The sequence below is a fragment of the Arthrobacter globiformis genome (assembly GCF_003261175.1).
Classification (GTDB): domain Bacteria; phylum Actinomycetota; class Actinomycetes; order Actinomycetales; family Micrococcaceae; genus Arthrobacter; species Arthrobacter globiformis_A.
Genome location: NZ_QLNP01000098.1, coordinates 294,641 through 311,778, shown reverse-complemented (window position 1 = coordinate 311,778; position 17,138 = coordinate 294,641). Strand labels below are relative to the sequence as shown.

The following is a 17,138-nucleotide window of genomic DNA, read 5'->3' as shown; positions in this document are numbered from 1 at the left end:
CAGGGCAACGTCGTTTTTGTCATCGGCCGATGGCAGGCTTTGGGTATGGATAACAGTGCGGCTGCGGATGCTTTGGAGGCTATCAGTCCCTCCGCGCTTTCGCTGGCTGCTGAGCTCCGTGGGGCAGCTGATCCGGGTCCGACCGGCGCGGATTTGCTGCCGGATACGGCGGAATCGCCGCAGGATGAGGCGGATCCGCTCGGGGATCAGGCGGATGCGTGCCTGGACGGTCTGGCTGGTGCGGCCAGGATGGAGGCGCGGCTGGCGGCCGTGAAGGTGCATCTCGCAGCAGGTTACTCCGCAGCGGAGGAGGCCATGACTCCGCCTGGCGCGTCTGCGCAGGACCGCACCGTACGGCGGATGTCCGTGACGGCGGAGGTGGCGGGTGCGCTGACTGTGAGTGAGGGGTCGGCGGCACGGTTTCTGGAGGAATCGGCGAGGCTGAGCGGGGATCTGCCGTTGACGCTGGCCGCGCTCGGGGCGGGAACAATCTCGTGGCAGCACGTGCGCATCTTGTGTGATGAAACGGACGGGCTGGATCCGGAAGCGGCCGCGGCGTTTGAGGCGCATTTCCTGGACCCGGACGCGCCCAACGCGGCGCGGGGCTGTGCCGCGGGGGAGCTGACGCCGGCGAGGTTTCGGGCGAAGGCGCGCTATTGGCGGGAACGGCACCACCCGGTCAGCATCGAAAAACGCCATTGCAAGAGCGTGAAGGACCGGCGGCTGGAGTACGTCCCGGACCGGGACGGCATGGCCTGGTTCTCGACGTATCTGCCCGCGGACCAGGCGGCCGGGATCTGGAACCGCACCACCGTCGCCGCCCGCGCCCTGCAGGGCCCCACCGAATCCCGGACCCTGACCCAGCTCCGCGTCGACGCCTTCGCCACGTGGCTCCTCAGCCCGGCGCCGGGAGTCGGCGGCACGGCTGAGGACCCGCCCGCAGAAAAGGTCCCCGCAGACGCCGTGCCGGCCGGTTCAACGCCCGCAGGTTCTGTCCCCGTAGGTGATGCGCCGTCCGGTCTTGTGCCGGTCGGTCAGGTGCCGGTTGGTGGTGTGCCGTCCCCGCGGGCGCAGGTGCTGGTCACAGTTCCGGTGTTCTCGCTGCTCGGCCTGTCCGAGGAACCGGCCACGCTGGACGGGTACGGGCCCATCCCCGCCAGCATGGCGCGCCGCCTCGCCGCCGACGGCGCGACGTCATTCCTTAGGGTGCTCACCGACCCCCGCGACGGTGCGCCGCTGGAAATCGGACGCACCAGCTACCGCCTAACGAAACCGATGCGCCAATGGCTACGGCTCCGGGACGCCAGCTGCACATTCCCGAGCTGTAACAACCACTCACTGGACAACGACGCCGACCACATCCTCGCCTGGGCCGGCGGCGGCGGCACCGGCGTCACCAACCTCGGCCAACCCTGCCCCAAACACCACCGACTGAAGCACGCCACTGCGTGGAGACCGGTCGGCGCTACCGCCCACGAATCGCCCGGCTGGATCTCACCGTCGGGACGTTCCTACCCCAGCGAACATCAGGACTGGGAACCACCCGAATGGCCACGACAAATCCAGGCCTGGCTAGAGCCCCTGGGCTGGCCAGAACCGGCCGGCTGGCCCGAACCGATGGACCAACCAGACGGGCCGGAGGAGTTCGAAAGGTTCGACGATGACTACGGTCTCGCCGGTTTCGAAGGTCGCGAATGCCCGGAAGCTTATGACGCACCGGACGGCGTCGACGGCCCCGACGCGTTCAACGGCACGGAATCAGCACTGCCATCGGATCCGTGGCCTGACCGGGCGTCGGTAACAGCCGCGTAGGAAGCACGCGTCAGTAGGGAGACGTGCCCTCTCCCTTGCCCTTAATCCAGCGGGAGGGTCACGGTCACGCGGGTTCCCTCCGCGGGAGCCGAATCGATCGCCATCTTGCCTCCCGCAGAACCGACGGCAAGGCGCATGAGCCTCAGCCCCATGCCCGAGTGCCTGCCGTGCGTGGCGGTCTCCACATCGAAACCGCCGCCGTCGTCGGTAACGCGGAGCTGGACCGCATGGTTGTCCCCGGATCGGCAGACACAGCAGAGCCGGACGGTCACGGAGGACGCGTCGGCATATTTATGGATGTTGCTCAGGAGCTCCTGCGCCGCCCGGTAGAGCAGCGTGGCGGACTTCCTGTCCACTTCCATTCCATGATGGGGCGCCTCGAGGTGCACGGCGATCCCACGTTCGCGCAGCGGGAGGGCCAAACGGTCAATCGCCCCCGCGACGCCAAGCACGTAGAAATCGACCGGATGCGTATCGGTAAGAACGCCACGGACTGCGACGACGTCGTCGCTCGTAAGTGATTTCATGACTTAACCGTGCGCCCGGCGCCTTGTTATTTTCTTGTAACCTTGACGGCGTGTCCCCCGTTTGCAGGGGCGCATTCTGAGCGTCCCGGACGGCGCGGACGCCGCAGCGTCCTGACCTCCGGACACACCCCCGACGTGGCCTATGCCAGGGTGTAGCCGGACCCGCGGACAGTCTTCAGCCAGCGGGGCTGCCTCGCGTCGTCCCCCAGCTTGCGGCGCAGGTTGCCGACGTGGGTTTCGACAATCCGGCCAGGGTCCCGCGCACCCGCATTGCCGCCACGGCCCATCGCGCCTGCTTCCCGCTTCGCAAGACCCAAAAGCCCGACGAGTTCCGCCTTGCTGACCACGCCACTCCCCCGCTGCAGCAGGATGTACAGGAGGTCGAACTCGGTACGGGTCAGCTGCAGGGCACGCCCACCGAGCGTTGCGGCCCGCGTTGCGCTGTTGATCTCCAGCCCGTTGTGCTCGAAGGCCTGCCCTGCTGCACGGCCCTGGGCCGCCGGAAGGCCCTGCGCTGCTGCAAGGGATTGCGCCGGAGCGGGTTCAGGCATGGCCTTCGCCTTTGCGGAGGCCCGCAGCCGCGGTGATACCAGCGGCGCTTCCCGCGGCGTCACGATCGGCGGGACCGTCAGTTGCCGCGGCCGGCGCAGCATGCCGTCCACACGGGCCCGCAGCTCCCGCGGCCGGATGGGTTTGACCATGTAATCGTCAGCCCCGGCATCGAAGGCCTTCAAGGTCGCTCCAAGGCCGCTTCGCGCGGTGATGATCAGGATGTAGGTGTGGCTGAATTCGCGGATGCGCCGCAGCACCTCATAGCCGCCGATGTCCGGGAGTACCAGATCCAGGGTGACGGTGTCCGGCTGCTTGGCACGCACCAGCGCAAGTCCGGCTTCGCCGGTGGCAGCGCAGTGCACCACGAAACCGGCCTCCCCGAGCGTGGTGCGCAAAAAGGACCGGACTTCCTGGTCCCGATCGATAACGACAACGACGCGACGATCATTCATCCCTTACCCCCTGTAAGGACCGCATGATTAAAGACTGCGACTCAGCCTACTAGCCGCGGCGCGAAAACCGGGGCAGATACTACTGGCGCACCGCCCGTGTGAGCTCCGCCCGGGCCAGCAGTTCACCGTCGGAGGGGTAGGCCACTTCCTCGAACACCAGGGGGTGCGGTGCAGCCAGGACGGAGCGGGCGTCGCGCTTCCTTGCCAGCAGGCGCTCGTGCAGCCACTCCGGACGCTCCTGCCCCTCCCCCACGTACAGCGCCGAGCCCACCAGGGCACGCACCATGTTGTGGCAGAAGGCGTCGGCCTGGACGGTAACGACTATGACGCCGTCCTGCCCGCGCTCAAACTCGAAGCGCTGCAGTTCCCGGACGGTGGTGGAACCTTCCCTCGGCTTGCAGAAGGACAGGAAGTTGTGCAGGCCCAGCAGCTGCGCCGAGCCTTCGTTCAGCAGGTCCACGTCCAGGGGCGTCTTGTGCCAAAGGGTGTTGTACCGGCCGAGCGGATCCCACTTCTCCGGGCCGTCGGCAATGCGGTAGCTGTAGCGGCGCCACAGGGCGGAGAAACGGGCGTCGAACCCTTCAGGGGCCACAGCAGCGTGGCGCACCATGATGGCGCCGGTCTGGTCCCCCAGCCCGCGGCTGAGCGTACCCCGGAGGCGGCGCAGGAGGGCGACGGCGGGATCGACCGCCGCACCACGGTTCAGTCCCAGCCACTCGGCTTCCGTGAGGTCAAGGTGCACCACCTGGCCGCGGGCGTGCACGCCGGCGTCGGTGCGGCCGGCCACCGTGACACGTATGGGGCGGCGGAGCAGCAGCTCCAGCGCCTCTTCCAAAACTCCCTGGACGGTGCGCCGTCCCGGCTGCACTGCCCACCCGCTGAACGGACGGCCGTCGTACGCCAAATCAAGCCGGATACGCAAAAACCCGCCGCCCCCCAAAACGGGGGCAGCGGGTTCCTGGTGGGTCATAGACTCAAGTCTATGCGAAGGATTTAGCGAATTACTTCGCGTCCTTGGCCTCGTCAGCAGCAGCAGCAGCGTCTGCAGACTCGTCCGCAGCAGCCTCTTCAGCAGCAGCTTCTTCGGCCGGAGCTTCCTCAGCGGCGGGAGCCTCTTCGGTTGCAGCTTCGGTCTCTGCAGCTTCGGTCTCAACGACCTCTGCCTCGGGTGCTTCCTCAGCGGCCGGAGCAGCAGCGGCAGCAGCCTGGGTGGCCTCGGCTACAACAGCCTGCTTGGCGGAAACCGGATCGAGAACCAGCTCGATGACAGCCATGGGAGCGTTGTCGCCCTTGCGGTTGCCGATCTTGGTGATGCGGGTGTAGCCGCCGTTGCGGTTCTCCACAGCCTGAGCGATGTCGGTGAACAGCTCGTGGACGACGCCCTTGTTGCTGATCAGGCCGAGAACGCGGCGGCGGGAAGCGAGGTCGCCGCGCTTGGCGAAGGTGACCAGGCGCTCTGCGTACGGCTTCAGGCGCTTGGCCTTGGTGACCGTGGTGGTGATCCGCTTGTGCTCGAACAGTGCTGCTGCCAGGTTCGCGAGCATGAGACGCTCGTGAGCCGGGCCGCCTCCGAGGCGCGGACCCTTAGTGGGGGTAGGCATAATTGTTTCTCCTCATATGGAAGCCGGGAGGCTGCGCACTACGCGGTGCGGGCCAGCCCCTCGGCCAAGATCTGCTTGTTAGAGCTCGTCGTCGCTGAACGCGGCGTCGTCCTCTTCGATGGCTGCGGCGCGGGCTGCCAGGTCGAAACCGGGAGGGGAGTCCTTCAGGGACAGACCCAGTTCAACCAGCTTTGCCTTGACCTCATCGATGGACTTCGCACCGAAGTTGCGGATGTCCATCAGGTCAGCCTCGGAGCGGGCAACGAGTTCACCCACGGTGTGGATGCCCTCACGCTTGAGGCAGTTGTAGGAACGGACGGTGAGGTCCAGATCCTCGATCGGCAGAGCCATGTCTGCTGCCAGGGCAGCATCCGTCGGCGACGGGCCGATCTCGATACCCTCAGCTGCGGTGTTCAGCTCGCGGGCCAGACCGAACAGTTCCACCAGGGTGGTACCAGCGGAAGCAACGGCATCGCGCGGGGCGATGGCCTGCTTGGTCTCGACGTCGACAATGAGCTTGTCGAAGTCGGTGCGCTGCTCAACACGGGTGGCTTCCACGCGGAAAGTAACCTTCAGCACCGGCGAGTAAATGGAGTCAACCGGAATACGGCCGATCTCTGCGTCGCCGGACTTGTTCTGAGCTGCCGAAACGTAGCCGCGGCCGCGCTCGATGGTCAGTTCGAGTTCGAACTTGCCCTTCGAGTTCAGCGTGGCAATGTGCAGATCCGGGTTGTGGAACTCGACGCCGGCCGGCGGAGCAATGTCCGCCGCGGTGACGACTCCGGGGCCCTGCTTGCGCAGGTAAGCAACAACCGGCTCGTCGTGCTCGGAGGACACGGACAGGTTCTTGATGTTGAGGATGATCTCGGTGACATCTTCCTTGACACCCGGAACCGTGGTGAACTCGTGCAGCACGCCATCGATCCGGATGCTGGTTACAGCGGCACCGGGGATGGAGGAGAGCAGGGTACGGCGGAGGGAGTTTCCGAGGGTGTATCCGAAGCCCGGCTCCAGCGGTTCAATGATGAACCGGGAGCGGTTGTCGGAGACGACCTCTTCGGAGAGGGTGGGGCGCTGTGCAATGAGCACTTAGGTTTCCTTTCGGCGAGCATCCGCTATATGACGCAACACAGGTGGTGGAAAATCGGTCTGAGGACTTAACGCGGCGGGCTTGCCCGGACCCGAAACGGGCCCGGGCAAGCTCCGGCTGCGCGGAAAGTACTTAGACGCGGCGGCGCTTCGGCGGACGGCAGCCGTTGTGCGCGGCGGGCGTGACGTCCTGGATGGAGCCAACCTCGAGGCCGGCAGCCTGCAGCGAACGGATGGCGGTTTCGCGTCCGGAACCCGGTCCCTTGACGAACACGTCAACCTTCTTCAGGCCGTGCTCCTGTGCACGCTTGGCGGCGGCTTCGGCAGCCATCTGCGCAGCGAACGGGGTGGACTTACGCGAGCCCTTGAATCCAACCTCACCGGCGGAAGCCCAGGAAATCACAGCACCGGTCGGGTCCGTGATGGACACGATGGTGTTGTTGAACGTGCTCTTGATGTGCGCCTGGCCAAGCGCGATATTCTTCTTGTCCTTCTTACGCGGCTTGCGAACCGCGCCACGAGTCTTCGGGGGCATTTCTTCTCCTACAGAAAGTTATTTGGGGGAAGGCCTTGCTGATCCCACATTTGCCGTCAGGCAAGTGCGGTTTAGCGGGCCTTCTTCTTGCCGGCGACGGTACGCTTCGGGCCCTTGCGGGTACGAGCGTTGGTCTTCGTACGCTGACCGCGTACGGGCAGGCCCTTGCGGTGACGCAGGCCTTCGTAGCTGCCGATCTCAACCTTGCGGCGGATATCTGCTGCTACTTCGCGGCGAAGGTCACCCTCAACCTTGTAGTTGCCTTCAATGTAGTCACGCAGCTCTACCAGCTGCGCGTCCGTCAGGTCCTTGACCCGAACGTCAGCGCTGATGCCGGTGGCAGTCAGGGTTTCGTGTGCACGGGTCTTGCCCACGCCGTAGATGTAAGTAAGCGCAATTTCCAGCCGCTTTTCGCGGGGAATGTCTACGCCAGCGAGACGAGCCATAGTGGCGGTACTCCTTGAATAAACCGGAGGTCGTAGGCAGTACACCCGCACTTTCAGTGCGGCCCCAGCCTCCGACCGGGGGTTAGCTGTCCGGGCTCATGCGTCCCAGTTCAGCTTGTGCTGCCTTTATTTACTTGCGTGGGTTAGCAACCCAGGGATTCCCTGACGGGAATTAGCCCTGGCGCTGCTTGTGGCGCGGGTTCTCGCAGATCACCATGACCCGGCCGTTACGGCGGATCACTTTGCACTTTTCGCAGATCTGCTTGACGCTCGGCTTGACCTTCATGGCGTTCCTTTGCGTGATAGCAGTTGGGCCGTTGGAGCGGCCTTAGGCAATTGCCTTGGCCACCCAACGTTTACTTGTAGCGGTAGACGATACGACCACGTGTCAGGTCATAAGGGCTCAGCTCCACCACTACGCGGTCCTCAGGAAGAATCCTGATGTAGTGCTGGCGCATCTTCCCCGAGATGTGTGCGAGGACCACGTGCTTGTTGGTGAGCTCAACGCGAAACATCGCGTTGGGCAGCGCCTCAGTCACTACGCCCTCGATCTCAATGACCCCGTCCTTCTTGGCCATATCCTCCGCTAACTGTTGTTTGCCACAGCCTTCGGGTTTGCACCGTGAAAGACTGCGGACGTTTTTGATTTGATTGACCGTCGCCCTCCGGCCGCAAATGGGCGTGGCAGGGCAGACAACCAACATGCAACTCTACGGCATTAGGCCCGGAAAGTTAAATCCAGCCATGTTAGCGCACATTGCCCGGGTATGCACCAAATTCGCCTGCCGGAGTTGTTACCGCCCGGGCGCTGCTGATCCCATCCAGGATGGCCAAACGTACGACGTCGGCTGCCGCACTCTGCAGGGTAATGAGACTTATCTGCCGGGCAGCTTCCGTACTCCTGTCCAACTCTTGGGCCCCGGTGGCGAGGCAGAACACTGTGTCCCCGTCCGCCAGAGTGTGGCTCGGATTCAGCGCCCGCGCCAGCCCCGCATGGGCAGCCGAGGCGGTCCGCTTGCACTCGGCCACATCCAGCACCGCGTTCGTGGCGACGACGACGAGCGTGGTGTTCAGGCTCGCCGGTACCTGGTTGGGTTCCGTCCCGGTCTGCGCAGGCTCAAACCCGAAGGGCAGGCCCAGGGCGTTCACGATTGCCAGGGCACCGACCACCACGCCGATCTCCAGCGTGACCGAAGCCGTGCCTACTCCACCTTTGTATTTCCCGCGTCCGATGACGGCTCCGGTGCCGGCACCCACGTTGCCGCGTCCGACGTCGTGCCCTTCCGTTTGCGCTCCTGCAGCCGCTGCCGCCGCGTAGCCCATGGCCGCATCCGGGCGGGCGCCGAAATCGCCGCCGCGGCCGAGGTCGAAGATGGCGGCTGCCGGCACGATGGGCACCACCCCTCCCATCACGGCGAAGCCTCGGCTCTGTTCCTCGCACCACCGCTGGACGCCATGCGCAGTAACCAGGCCGTAGGCACTGCCACCGGTGAGCACCACGGAGTCCACGGTGTGCACCAGGGTGGTGGGGTCCAGCGCATCGGTCTCATGGGTTCCGGGCCCTCCCCCACGGACGTCCACCGAACCGACGGTCCCCGCAGGGGGCAGTACAACGGTCACGCCGCTCAGCCACCCGCCGTCGGACTTCTGCTGGTGCCCCACACGCACGCCCGCTACATCGGTGATCTTTCCCTGCGCCCCGGCTGCTTTGCCCGCTCCGTCACTCGGTCCCATGGCCCCATTCTGCCCCACCCAACTGACTGGCAGTTGTTGTCGTTTTCGGCCCTCAAAACGACAGCAAGTGCGAGTCAGTTTGGGAAACCTAGGGAATCGGGACCGGCACCACGCCAAGGGGCGCGAGCCTGGCCGCGCCGCCGTCGGGCGAGGACAACACCCAGATGCCCTTCTCGTGGACGGCCACGGAATGCTCCCACTGGCACGAACGCTTGCCGTCGGTGGTGACCACGGTCCAGTCGTCCTCGAGCACTGCGGTCTCAATGCCGCCGCGCACCAGCATCGGTTCGATGGCCAGGCACAGGCCGGGGCGAATCTTCGGACCGCGGTGGCTGGTCCGGTAGTTCAGGACGTCGGGTGCCATGTGCATCTCGGAGCCGATGCCGTGGCCCACGTAGTCCTCGAGGATGCCCAAAGGCTTGCCCGGAACAGAGGAGACGTAGTCGTCCACTGCTGCGCCGATGTCGCCCACGAACTTGCCCTTGGCCAAGGCAGCGATGCCGTGCCACATCGCCGTCTCCGTGACGTCGGAGAGGCGCTGGTCCTCCGGGTCCGGGGTTCCTACGATCACAGTCCGCGCAGAGTCGGAGTGCCAGCCGTTGACGATCGCGCCGCCGTCGATGGAAATGATGTCCCCGTCCTGGAGGACCTTGTCCCCCGGGATGCCGTGGACCACTTCCTCATTGACTGAAGTGCAGATGGTGGCGGGGAACCCGTGGTAGCCCAGGAAGTTGGACTTGGCGCCTGCCTCGAGCAGCACGGCAGCGAAGACCTCGTCGAGCTGCTTTGTGGTGACCCCGGGGGCAGCCGCGGCCACGGCAGCATCGAGGGCGCGACTCAGCACGAGCCCGGCCTCATGCATGGTGCGCATCTGGGCGTTGGTCTTGTATTCAATCCGTGGCTGGCCGAATGCCATCAGCGGTGTTTCCTCTCGATGTCCCCGCCCTTCCGGCCGCAGGATGCGTAACCGGAAAGGGGCGGGGCTAAAAGCCGGAGGCCCCTCCCCATGGTCCGGGAGGAGCCTCGCAGCGTTGGAACTAATTTCAGGCGGTCTGAGCTTCCTTGATGGCCTGCATGACGCGGTCGGTGACCTCGTCGATCTGGCCGATGCCGTCAACCTGGGTCAGGATGCCGCGTTCGGCGTACTTGGCCACGACGGCTTCGGTCTGCTCGTGGTACAGGTCCAGGCGGTGGCGGATGACGGCTTCGTTGTCGTCACTGCGTCCGGTTTCCTTCGCGCGGCCCAGCAGGCGGGCAACGAGTTCCTCATCGTCGGCGGTGAGCTGCAGGACAACGTCCAGCTTCTGGTCGCCGTCGGCCAGGATCTGGTCCAGGTAATCGACCTGGGCAGTGGTGCGCGGGTAGCCGTCCAGCAGGAAGCCGTCCTCGACGTCAGCTTCACTGAGACGGTCGCGGACCATCTTGTTGGTCACGCTGTCCGGGACGAAGTCCCCTGCGTCCATGTACTTCTTGGCCTCAACGCCGAGCGGCGTCTCGCCCTTGACGTTGGCGCGGAAGATGTCGCCGGTGGAGATCGCAACGACGCCGAGGCGGTCTGAGATGCGCTCCGCCTGCGTGCCCTTGCCCGAACCCGGTGGTCCGATAATCAACATTCTGGTCATCGCAATAGCCCTTCGTAGTGACGCTGCTGTAGCTGCGCGTCAATTTGCTTGACGGTTTCCAAGCCAACGCCCACCATGATCAGGATCGAGGTGCCACCGAACGGGAAGTTCTGGTTTGCGTTGATCAGCACGAGCGCCACCAGCGGGATCAGTGCCACGAAGCCAAGGTAGATGGCACCGGGCAGGGTGATGCGCGACAGGACGTACTGCAGGTAATCCGCGGTCGGCTTGCCGGCACGGATACCCGGGATGAAGCCGCCGTATTTCTTCATGTTGTCGCTGACCTCTTCAGGGTTGAAGGTGATCGCGACATAGAAGTAGGTAAAGAAAACGATCATGGCGAAGTACAGCGCCATGTAGATGGGGTGGTCCCCGCGGGTCAGGTTGTTGTTGATCCACTCAACCCACGGCTGGATGGACTCCCCCGGCTTCGGCTGGTTGAACTGTGAGATCAACGCCGGCAGGTAGAGCATCGAGGAAGCGAAGATGACGGGAATGACGCCGGCCATGTTCACCTTGATGGGGATGTAGGTGCTGGTGCCGCCCACTGTGCGGCGGCCGATCATGCGCTTGGCGTACTGCACCGGGATGCGGCGCTGGGACTGCTCCACGAAGACCACCAGGGCAACGGTCAGCAGGCCGATGGCCAGGACGATGAAGAACGTGCCCGGACCCTGCGCGGACCAGATGGCGCCCAGCGAGGTGGGGAAGCCGGCAGCGATGGCCGTGAAGATCAGCAGGGACATGCCGTTGCCGACGCCCTTCTCGGTCACGAGCTCACCCATCCACATGATGAGGCCGGTGCCGGCCGTCAGCGTGATGACGATGAGGATCGTGGTGATGACGCTCTGGTCCGGGATGATCGGCAGGTTGCAGCCGGGCAGCAGCTGGCCGGACCGTGCCAGCGACACCAGTGTCGTGGCGTTCAGCAGGCCAAGGGCGATCGTCAGGTACCGAGTGTATTGCGTCAGCTTGGACTGCCCGGAGGCACCCTCTTCGTACAGCTGCTGGAACCGCGGGATGACCACGCGCAGCAACTGAACAATGATGCTCGCCGTGATGTACGGCATGATTCCCAAGGCGAAGATGGAGACCTGCAGCAACGCACCGCCGCTGAAAAGATTGACGAGCTGGTAGATCCCGCCCTGGGTCTGCCCGTTCGACAAGCATTGCTGGACATTCTGGTAGCTCACACCGGGCGAGGGGATAAAGGCTCCCAAGCGGAAGATTGTGATGATTCCCAGCGTGAACAACAACTTGCGTCGCAGATCAGGCGTCCGAAACGCCCGGCCGAATGCGCTTAGCAAGCGTCCTCCTCAGTTGTTAATAAGTCTCGTGATGCAGGTCTATAAACCCAACAACCGAGTCTAACCGGTGTTTGCGGCATGCGAACAATCCGGAAGACCCAATAGGTATGAAAAAACTCCCGGCACAGGGGCCTCGGCCCCCGTGCCGGGAGTTTGTGCAGCGGGCTATCGCCCACCGGCTCCGGGACAGAATCCCTTAGAGCGCGGTGGTGCTTCCGCCGGCTGCAGCGATCTTTTCAGCGGCGCTGGCCGAGAATGCGTGCACGGTGACGTCAACCTTGACGGTGATGTCGCCGGTGCCCAGCACCTTGACGGGCTGGTTCTTGCGAACGGCACCCTTTTCGACCAGGTTCTCCACGGTGACAGCGCCACCTTCGGGGAACAGCTCGTTGAGCTTGTCCAGGTTTACAACCTGGAACTCAACCCGGAACGGGTTCTTGAAGCCGCGCAGCTTCGGCAGGCGCATGTGCAGCGGCAGCTGGCCGCCGGCAAAGCCAGCCTTGATCTGGTAGCGGGCCTTCGTACCCTTGGTACCGCGACCTGCGGTCTTACCCTTGGAACCCTCACCACGACCAACACGGGTCTTGGCGGTCTTGGAACCCGGGGCGGGACGCAGGTGGTGAACCTTCAGAGCGCTCTGCTTCTCAGCAGCGGCGGTCTCGGCGGTGTTCTTCTCTGCCATTACTTCGCCTCCTCAACATTCACAAGGTGCGGAACCGTGTTGAGCATTCCGACGGTCACGGCGTCAGCGGTGCGGACAACGGTGTGTCCGATGCGCTTGAGGCCGAGCGACCGAAGGGTGTCGCGCTGGTTCTGCTTGGCGCCAATGACGCCCTTGATCTGGGTGATCTCCAACTTGGCGTCGGAGGGAGTCAGGTTCTTAGCCATAACCTAGACACCTGCCTTTTGGTTCATCAGAGCCTTCACCAGTGCCGGCGGAGCGATCTCGTCGAGGGGCAGGCCGCGGCGTGCTGCCACAGCTGCCGGCTCTTCGAGGCGCTTCAGGGCATCAACGGTCGCGTGAACGATGTTGATGGCGTTGGAGGAACCGAGCGACTTGGAGAGGATGTCGTGGATGCCCACGCACTCCAGTACTGCACGGACCGGACCACCGGCGATAACACCGGTACCGGCGGAGGCCGGACGCAGCATTACGACACCAGCGGCGGCTTCACCCTGAACGCGGTGAGGAATGGTGTTGCCAACGCGGGGAACGCGGAAGAAGGACTTCTTGGCCTCTTCAACGCCCTTGGCGATAGCAGCGGGAACTTCCTTGGCCTTGCCGTAGCCGACGCCGACCATACCGTTGCCGTCACCAACGACGACGAGTGCGGTGAAGCTGAAGCGACGACCACCCTTGACGACCTTGGAAACGCGGTTGATGGTGACAACGCGCTCTACGAACTGGTTCTTCTCGGCTTCACGTCCGCCATCGCGGCCGCCACGGCCACCGCGGTCGCCGCGGCCCTGGCCACGGTCGCCACGCTCGCCGCGACGGGCGCCACCACGGCGGTCGTCGGCAGCGGCGGGGGCAGTGGTCTCAGCAGCTGCGGCTTCGGGAGCCTTCTCTTCTGCAGACACAGTGTCCTTTTCCTTGTTTGCTTCGGTCACAGTGACAGCCCACCTTCGCGTGCACCGTCAGCGACGGCAGCGATCCGGCCGTGGTACTTGTTACCACCACGGTCGAAGACAACAGCTTCGACACCGGCAGCCTTGGCACGCTCGGCTACGAGCTCGCCAACGCGCTTGGCCTTGGCGGTCTTGTCACCGTCGAATGCACGAAGGTCAGCTTCCAGAGTGGACGCGCTTGCTACGGTCTGGCCAATGGTGTCATCGACAACCTGGACAAATACGTGGCGTGCGGAGCGGTTGACGACCAGGCGAGGACGTACAGCCGTTCCGGAGATGCGCTTGCGGATACGAAGCTGGCGGCGGCTGCGCGAAGCAGACTTGCTCTTGTTCGTACGCTTCTTGTTAATGGCGATGGCCATGGTTACTTACCAGCCTTTCCGACCTTGCGGCGGATGACTTCGCCCGCGTAGCGGATGCCCTTGCCCTTGTACGGGTCAGGCTTGCGCAGCTTGCGAATGTTGGCAGCAACCTCGCCGACCTGCTGCTTGTTGATGCCTGAGACAGAGAGCTTGGTCGGTCCCTCTACTGCAAAGGTGATGCCGGCCGGAGCGGTAACGCTGACCGGGTGGCTGTAGCCGAGAGCGAACTCAAGGTCAGATCCCTTGGCCTGAACGCGGTAACCGGTACCGACGATTTCAAGCTTCTTCTCGTAGCCTGCGGTGACGCCCTGGATCATGTTGGAGATCAGGGTGCGGGTCAGGCCGTGGAGCGAACGGGAGGCGCGCTCGTCGTTCGGGCGGGTGACGGTCAGGGTGCTGTCTTCCAGCGCAACCTCGATCGGGCTGGCCACAGTGTGGCTCAGCTCGCCCTTGGAACCCTTGACGTTGACGACAGAGCCGTCAACCTTGACCTCAACGCCGGCAGGAACGGTGATGGGGAGACGTCCAATACGTGACATTATTCTCTTCCTTTCCCGTTACCAGACGTAAGCGAGGACTTCGCCGCCCACGCCCTTCTTGCCGGCCTGCTTGTCAGTCAGGAGGCCGGAAGAGGTGGACAGAATTGCGATACCCAGGCCACCCAGCACGTGCGGCAGGTTGGTGGACTTCGCGTAAACGCGGAGACCCGGCTTGGAGATGCGACGGACACCCGCGATTGAACGCTCGCGGTTGGGGCCGAACTTGAGATCAAGGGTCAGCTTCTTGCCGACTTCTGCGTCCTCTTCCTTCCAGCCGGCGATGAAACCTTCGGCCTTCAGGATGTCAGCAACGCGAGCCTTGAGCTTGCTGTAAGGCATAGACACGGAATCGTGGTATGCCGAGTTTGCGTTACGCAGGCGCGTAAGCATATCTGCGACAGGATCTGTCATTGTCATTTGGGCACTTGCCCTTCCTCGTAACGGTTTCCGCCGTACTGTCCTTGCGGGATCAGAGCGGCCGGACCTTTTACGTAGTTAATTAAGCTTCGGTTTTGAACGGGAAACCAAGCGCCTTGAGCAGCGCGCGGCCTTCGTCGTCGGTCTTGGCGGTGGTCACAACCGTGATGTCCATACCGCGGGTGCGGTCGATGGAGTCCTGGTCGATCTCGTGGAACATAACCTGCTCGGTCAGACCGAAGGTGTAGTTGCCGTTGCCATCAAACTGCTTGCCGCTGAGGCCGCGGAAGTCGCGGATACGGGGCAGGGCCAGCGTGACCAGACGGTCCACGAATTCCCACATGCGGTCGCCACGCAGGGTTGCGTGTGCACCAATGGGCATGCCTTCGCGCAGCTTGAACTGGGCGATCGACTTGCGGGCCTTGGTGACCTGCGGCTTCTGGCCGGTGATCAGGGTGAGGTCGCGGACGGCGCCGTCGATCAGCTTGGAGTCCTTGGCGGCATCTCCAACACCCATGTTCACTACAACCTTGACCAGACGGGGAACCTGGTTCACGTTCTCGTACTTGAATTCCTCAAGAAGCGCGCTCTTGATGGAATCGGCGTACTTGGTCTTCAGACGAGGAACGATCTTCGTTGCCGGAGTCTCGAGAGTCTCAGTCATTAGATGTCCTTCCCGGAGCTCTTGGCCACGCGGATGCGGACGGTCTTCTTGACGCCGTCCTTCTCTACGGTGTCGAGGCGGAAACCAACGCGGGTCGGCTTCTTGGTGCTCGGGTCAACCAGAGCCACGTTGGAAACGTGGATGGAAGCCTCGACAACCTCGATGCCGCCGGTCTTGGTGCCGCGCTGCGACTGTCCGACCTTGGTGTGCTTGGTTACGCGGTTGATACCCTCAACCAGCACGCGGTTGGTTTCCGGGAACACGCGCAGAACCTTGCCCTGCTTGCCACGGTCGCCGCCGCGCTCAGCCTTGGCGCCAGTGATGACCTGTACCAGGTCACCCTTCTTGATCTTAGCCATGGACTAGAGCACCTCCGGAGCCAGAGAAACGATCTTCATGAACTTCTTGTCACGGAGTTCACGACCAACCGGTCCGAAGATACGGGTACCGCGGGGGTCACCGTCGTTCTTCAGGATGACGGCTGCGTTCTCGTCAAACTTGATGTAGGAACCATCCGCACGGCGGCGTTCCTTCTTGGTACGGACGATGACAGCCTTGACGACGTCGCCCTTCTTTACGTTGCCGCCCGGAATTGCATCCTTGACGGTTGCGACGATGACGTCGCCAATGCCTGCGTAGCGACGGCCAGATCCACCGAGAACGCGAATGGTAAGGATTTCCTTAGCACCCGTGTTGTCGGCGACCTTGAGTCGCGACTCCTGCTGAATCACTATTTACTCCTTGCGTCGCGCCGGTTCTCAGACCGAAAATCTTCCTACGGAATGAGCCTTGCGGAACGGTTGATCGGGGTGTCTCTTGACCTGACTGGATTTTGCCAGACCAGGCCTAAACGCCCGTGCCACAAACAGTTGCTTCCCAGCCCTTCGAGGCGCAGGGGAACACTATGCCGTGGCACGATTGTTTACGAGGTTTGCTGTCGGCGCACAACAGGCGCCATACAAACTCAATATCCTAGCACATTTCCCGGGCATCCCCATATCACCCGGCAGCGCTCCCCCGCAACGTACGACGGCGTCACTCACGGCAGCCTTTCGGCCCACCTGGCTCTTCACTCCCCCGAAAACCCGGCCTGCCGCCGTCGTACGCGTGCCAAAAACCTGCGCCGCGTGACAGCCGCCCCCCGCTTAACGAGGAAACCCCCGCTCCCAAAGGGAACGGGGGTTTCCGTTACAGCCGCCAGGGGCGATGCTGCAGGTGTTACTTAGCCTTCTCGAGGATCTCCACGAGCCGCCAGTTCTTGGTGGCGGACAGCGGGCGGGTCTCGGCGATGACAACCAGGTCGCCGATGCCGGCGGTGTTCTGCTCGTCGTGTGCCTTGACCTTAGAGGTGCGGCGGATGACCTTGCCGTACAGGGCGTGCTTCACGCGGTCTTCAACCTGAACAACGATGGTCTTGTCCATCTTGTCAGAGACCACGTAGCCGCGACGCGTCTTACGGTAACCGCGCTGCTCAGCCGTAGCTGCCGTAGCAGTTTCCGTCACGTTCTCGTCCTTTTCACTCACTTGGCGTCCTCCTCGGTCTCAGCCTCGGCAGGCTTTTCAGCCTTCTTAGCTGCAGACTTCTTGGACTTCTTTTCTTCCTTGGCTTCCACAACCGGTGCGGCAACCTCGGCACGAATGCCCAGCTCGCGCTCACGGAGAACGGTGTAGATGCGGGCGATGTCCTTCTTTACCGCGCGCAGACGACCGTGGTTCTCCAGCTGTCCGGTGGCGGACTGGAAACGCAGGTTGAACAGCTCTTCCTTGGACTTGCGGAGTTCTTCAACGAGACGCTCGTTGTCGAAACCGTCCAGCTGTGCGGGTGCAAGATCCTTTGACCCAACTGCCAT

At 63.6% G+C, this 17,138-nt stretch carries 25 protein-coding genes; 1 reads left to right on the top strand and 24 read right to left on the bottom strand.

Annotated elements, in window-relative coordinates; genetic code table 11:
• The first annotated feature begins 45 nt into the window (after positions 1-45).
• The gene (locus DBZ45_RS18055) at positions 46-1,812 is read left to right on the top strand and encodes an HNH endonuclease signature motif containing protein (protein ID WP_111905206.1); all 1,767 of its coding nucleotides are present in this window, start codon (positions 46-48) and stop codon (positions 1,810-1,812) included.
• 41 nt (positions 1,813-1,853) lie between these two features.
• Here DBZ45_RS18055 and DBZ45_RS18050 read toward each other — a convergent pair whose 3' ends face one another.
• From DBZ45_RS18050 to rpmC, 24 genes are all read right to left on the bottom strand, one after another.
• Entirely contained in the window at positions 1,854-2,339 is a 486-nt protein-coding gene (locus DBZ45_RS18050) for a sensor histidine kinase (RefSeq protein ID WP_111905205.1), read from the bottom strand.
• A gap of 140 nt (positions 2,340-2,479) precedes the next feature.
• Positions 2,480-3,343, bottom strand: coding sequence for a response regulator transcription factor (locus DBZ45_RS18045; RefSeq protein ID WP_111905204.1), 864 nt, complete (start codon positions 3,341-3,343; stop codon positions 2,480-2,482).
• A gap of 79 nt (positions 3,344-3,422) precedes the next feature.
• Positions 3,423-4,313, bottom strand: a complete 891-nt coding sequence (gene truA, locus DBZ45_RS18040; RefSeq protein WP_190243174.1) for a tRNA pseudouridine(38-40) synthase TruA — start codon at positions 4,311-4,313, stop codon at positions 3,423-3,425.
• A gap of 31 nt (positions 4,314-4,344) precedes the next feature.
• Positions 4,345-4,944, bottom strand: a complete 600-nt coding sequence (gene rplQ, locus DBZ45_RS18035) for a 50S ribosomal protein L17 (protein WP_111905202.1) — start codon at positions 4,942-4,944, stop codon at positions 4,345-4,347.
• A 78-nt stretch (positions 4,945-5,022) separates the two neighbouring features.
• Positions 5,023-6,033, bottom strand: a complete 1,011-nt coding sequence (locus DBZ45_RS18030; protein WP_056626606.1) for a DNA-directed RNA polymerase subunit alpha — start codon at positions 6,031-6,033, stop codon at positions 5,023-5,025.
• A gap of 133 nt (positions 6,034-6,166) precedes the next feature.
• A complete protein-coding gene (rpsK, locus tag DBZ45_RS18025) occupies positions 6,167-6,568 on the bottom strand; it encodes a 30S ribosomal protein S11 (protein WP_003803734.1) in 402 nt (133 codons plus the stop codon).
• A 71-nt stretch (positions 6,569-6,639) separates the two neighbouring features.
• On the bottom strand, positions 6,640-7,014 hold the full coding sequence (gene rpsM / locus DBZ45_RS18020; protein WP_018760436.1) for a 30S ribosomal protein S13: 375 nt from the start codon (positions 7,012-7,014) through the stop codon (positions 6,640-6,642).
• 172 nt (positions 7,015-7,186) lie between these two features.
• Positions 7,187-7,300, bottom strand: a complete 114-nt coding sequence (gene rpmJ / locus DBZ45_RS18015) for a 50S ribosomal protein L36 (RefSeq protein WP_009358722.1) — start codon at positions 7,298-7,300, stop codon at positions 7,187-7,189.
• A gap of 70 nt (positions 7,301-7,370) precedes the next feature.
• Positions 7,371-7,592: a translation initiation factor IF-1 gene (gene infA / locus DBZ45_RS18010; RefSeq protein WP_011775571.1), complete on the bottom strand. Its 222-nt coding sequence runs from the start codon at positions 7,590-7,592 to the stop codon at positions 7,371-7,373.
• Positions 7,593-7,761: 169 nt separating this feature from the next.
• Positions 7,762-8,748: a P1 family peptidase gene (locus DBZ45_RS18005; protein WP_111905201.1), complete on the bottom strand. Its 987-nt coding sequence runs from the start codon at positions 8,746-8,748 to the stop codon at positions 7,762-7,764.
• Between the two features lie 88 nt (positions 8,749-8,836).
• Complete coding sequence (gene map, locus DBZ45_RS18000) at positions 8,837-9,664, bottom strand: type I methionyl aminopeptidase (RefSeq protein WP_111905200.1); 828 nt, start codon at positions 9,662-9,664, stop codon at positions 8,837-8,839.
• Positions 9,665-9,791: 127 nt separating this feature from the next.
• Positions 9,792-10,361 (bottom strand): adenylate kinase, encoded by a 570-nt coding sequence (locus DBZ45_RS17995; RefSeq protein WP_190243188.1) that lies wholly within the window; start codon positions 10,359-10,361, stop codon positions 9,792-9,794.
• A 5-nt stretch (positions 10,362-10,366) separates the two neighbouring features.
• Positions 10,367-11,677 carry a preprotein translocase subunit SecY gene (gene secY / locus DBZ45_RS17990; RefSeq protein WP_111905198.1) on the bottom strand — a complete coding sequence of 437 codons (1,311 nt, stop codon included), beginning with the start codon at positions 11,675-11,677 and terminating at the stop codon, positions 10,367-10,369.
• Between the two features lie 196 nt (positions 11,678-11,873).
• Positions 11,874-12,359 carry a 50S ribosomal protein L15 gene (rplO, locus tag DBZ45_RS17985; RefSeq protein ID WP_102973683.1) on the bottom strand — a complete coding sequence of 162 codons (486 nt, stop codon included), beginning with the start codon at positions 12,357-12,359 and terminating at the stop codon, positions 11,874-11,876.
• Entirely contained in the window at positions 12,359-12,565 is a 207-nt protein-coding gene (gene rpmD / locus DBZ45_RS17980; protein WP_003803757.1) for a 50S ribosomal protein L30, read from the bottom strand. Before rpmD ends, rplO begins: the two co-directional genes overlap by 1 nt.
• Positions 12,566-12,568: 3 nt before the next feature.
• Positions 12,569-13,288, bottom strand: coding sequence for a 30S ribosomal protein S5 (rpsE, locus tag DBZ45_RS17975; protein WP_111905197.1), 720 nt, complete (start codon positions 13,286-13,288; stop codon positions 12,569-12,571).
• Entirely contained in the window at positions 13,285-13,668 is a 384-nt protein-coding gene (rplR, locus tag DBZ45_RS17970) for a 50S ribosomal protein L18 (protein WP_003803763.1), read from the bottom strand. The genes rpsE and rplR overlap by 4 nt, the downstream gene beginning before the upstream one ends.
• A 2-nt stretch (positions 13,669-13,670) precedes the next feature.
• Positions 13,671-14,207, bottom strand: a complete 537-nt coding sequence (gene rplF / locus DBZ45_RS17965; RefSeq protein ID WP_111905196.1) for a 50S ribosomal protein L6 — start codon at positions 14,205-14,207, stop codon at positions 13,671-13,673.
• Between the two features lie 18 nt (positions 14,208-14,225).
• Complete coding sequence (rpsH, locus tag DBZ45_RS17960) at positions 14,226-14,624, bottom strand: 30S ribosomal protein S8 (protein WP_015937843.1); 399 nt, start codon at positions 14,622-14,624, stop codon at positions 14,226-14,228.
• A gap of 82 nt (positions 14,625-14,706) precedes the next feature.
• The gene (gene rplE, locus DBZ45_RS17955; RefSeq protein ID WP_003803769.1) at positions 14,707-15,288 is read right to left on the bottom strand and encodes a 50S ribosomal protein L5; all 582 of its coding nucleotides are present in this window, start codon (positions 15,286-15,288) and stop codon (positions 14,707-14,709) included.
• Positions 15,288-15,647 carry a 50S ribosomal protein L24 gene (gene rplX / locus DBZ45_RS17950; RefSeq protein ID WP_102973687.1) on the bottom strand — a complete coding sequence of 120 codons (360 nt, stop codon included), beginning with the start codon at positions 15,645-15,647 and terminating at the stop codon, positions 15,288-15,290. The genes rplE and rplX overlap by 1 nt, the downstream gene beginning before the upstream one ends.
• Positions 15,648-15,650: 3 nt before the next feature.
• Positions 15,651-16,019 carry a 50S ribosomal protein L14 gene (gene rplN / locus DBZ45_RS17945; protein ID WP_003803789.1) on the bottom strand — a complete coding sequence of 123 codons (369 nt, stop codon included), beginning with the start codon at positions 16,017-16,019 and terminating at the stop codon, positions 15,651-15,653.
• 487 nt (positions 16,020-16,506) lie between these two features.
• Positions 16,507-16,812, bottom strand: coding sequence for a 30S ribosomal protein S17 (gene rpsQ / locus DBZ45_RS17940; protein ID WP_076801234.1), 306 nt, complete (start codon positions 16,810-16,812; stop codon positions 16,507-16,509).
• Positions 16,809-17,138 carry a 50S ribosomal protein L29 gene (gene rpmC / locus DBZ45_RS23490; protein WP_003803792.1) on the bottom strand — a complete coding sequence of 110 codons (330 nt, stop codon included), beginning with the start codon at positions 17,136-17,138 and terminating at the stop codon, positions 16,809-16,811. Before rpmC ends, rpsQ begins: the two co-directional genes overlap by 4 nt.

Bases quoted from the DNA above. Each gene is read 5' to 3' on its own strand.
- rpsK (WP_003803734.1), bottom strand. From the start codon at position 6,568: ATGCCCCCGAAGACTCGTGGCGCGGTTCGCAAGCCGCGTAAGAAGGAC.
- rplR (WP_003803763.1), bottom strand. From the start codon at position 13,668: ATGGCCATCGCCATTAACAAGAAGCGTACGAACAAGAGCAAGTCTGCT.
- rplE (WP_003803769.1), bottom strand. From the start codon at position 15,288: ATGACTGAGACTCTCGAGACTCCGGCAACGAAGATCGTTCCTCGTCTG.
- map (WP_111905200.1), bottom strand. From the start codon at position 9,664: ATGGCATTCGGCCAGCCACGGATTGAATACAAGACCAACGCCCAGATG.
- infA (WP_011775571.1), bottom strand. From the start codon at position 7,592: ATGGCCAAGAAGGACGGGGTCATTGAGATCGAGGGCGTAGTGACTGAG.
- DBZ45_RS18055 (WP_111905206.1), top strand. From the start codon at position 46: ATGGATAACAGTGCGGCTGCGGATGCTTTGGAGGCTATCAGTCCCTCC.
- rplX (WP_102973687.1), bottom strand. From the start codon at position 15,647: ATGGCTAAGATCAAGAAGGGTGACCTGGTACAGGTCATCACTGGCGCC.
- rpmC (WP_003803792.1), bottom strand. From the start codon at position 17,138: ATGGCAGTTGGGTCAAAGGATCTTGCACCCGCACAGCTGGACGGTTTC.
- rplQ (WP_111905202.1), bottom strand. From the start codon at position 4,944: ATGCCTACCCCCACTAAGGGTCCGCGCCTCGGAGGCGGCCCGGCTCAC.
- rpmD (WP_003803757.1), bottom strand. From the start codon at position 12,565: ATGGCTAAGAACCTGACTCCCTCCGACGCCAAGTTGGAGATCACCCAG.
- rplF (WP_111905196.1), bottom strand. From the start codon at position 14,207: ATGTCACGTATTGGACGTCTCCCCATCACCGTTCCTGCCGGCGTTGAG.
- DBZ45_RS18045 (WP_111905204.1), bottom strand. From the start codon at position 3,343: ATGAATGATCGTCGCGTCGTTGTCGTTATCGATCGGGACCAGGAAGTC.
- DBZ45_RS17995 (WP_190243188.1), bottom strand. From the start codon at position 10,361: ATGTTGATTATCGGACCACCGGGTTCGGGCAAGGGCACGCAGGCGGAG.
- DBZ45_RS18050 (WP_111905205.1), bottom strand. From the start codon at position 2,339: ATGAAATCACTTACGAGCGACGACGTCGTCGCAGTCCGTGGCGTTCTT.
- rpsH (WP_015937843.1), bottom strand. From the start codon at position 14,624: ATGACAATGACAGATCCTGTCGCAGATATGCTTACGCGCCTGCGTAAC.
- rplO (WP_102973683.1), bottom strand. From the start codon at position 12,359: ATGGCAGAGAAGAACACCGCCGAGACCGCCGCTGCTGAGAAGCAGAGC.
- rpmJ (WP_009358722.1), bottom strand. From the start codon at position 7,300: ATGAAGGTCAAGCCGAGCGTCAAGCAGATCTGCGAAAAGTGCAAAGTG.
- rpsM (WP_018760436.1), bottom strand. From the start codon at position 7,014: ATGGCTCGTCTCGCTGGCGTAGACATTCCCCGCGAAAAGCGGCTGGAA.
- DBZ45_RS18005 (WP_111905201.1), bottom strand. From the start codon at position 8,748: ATGGGACCGAGTGACGGAGCGGGCAAAGCAGCCGGGGCGCAGGGAAAG.
- truA (WP_190243174.1), bottom strand. From the start codon at position 4,313: ATGACCCACCAGGAACCCGCTGCCCCCGTTTTGGGGGGCGGCGGGTTT.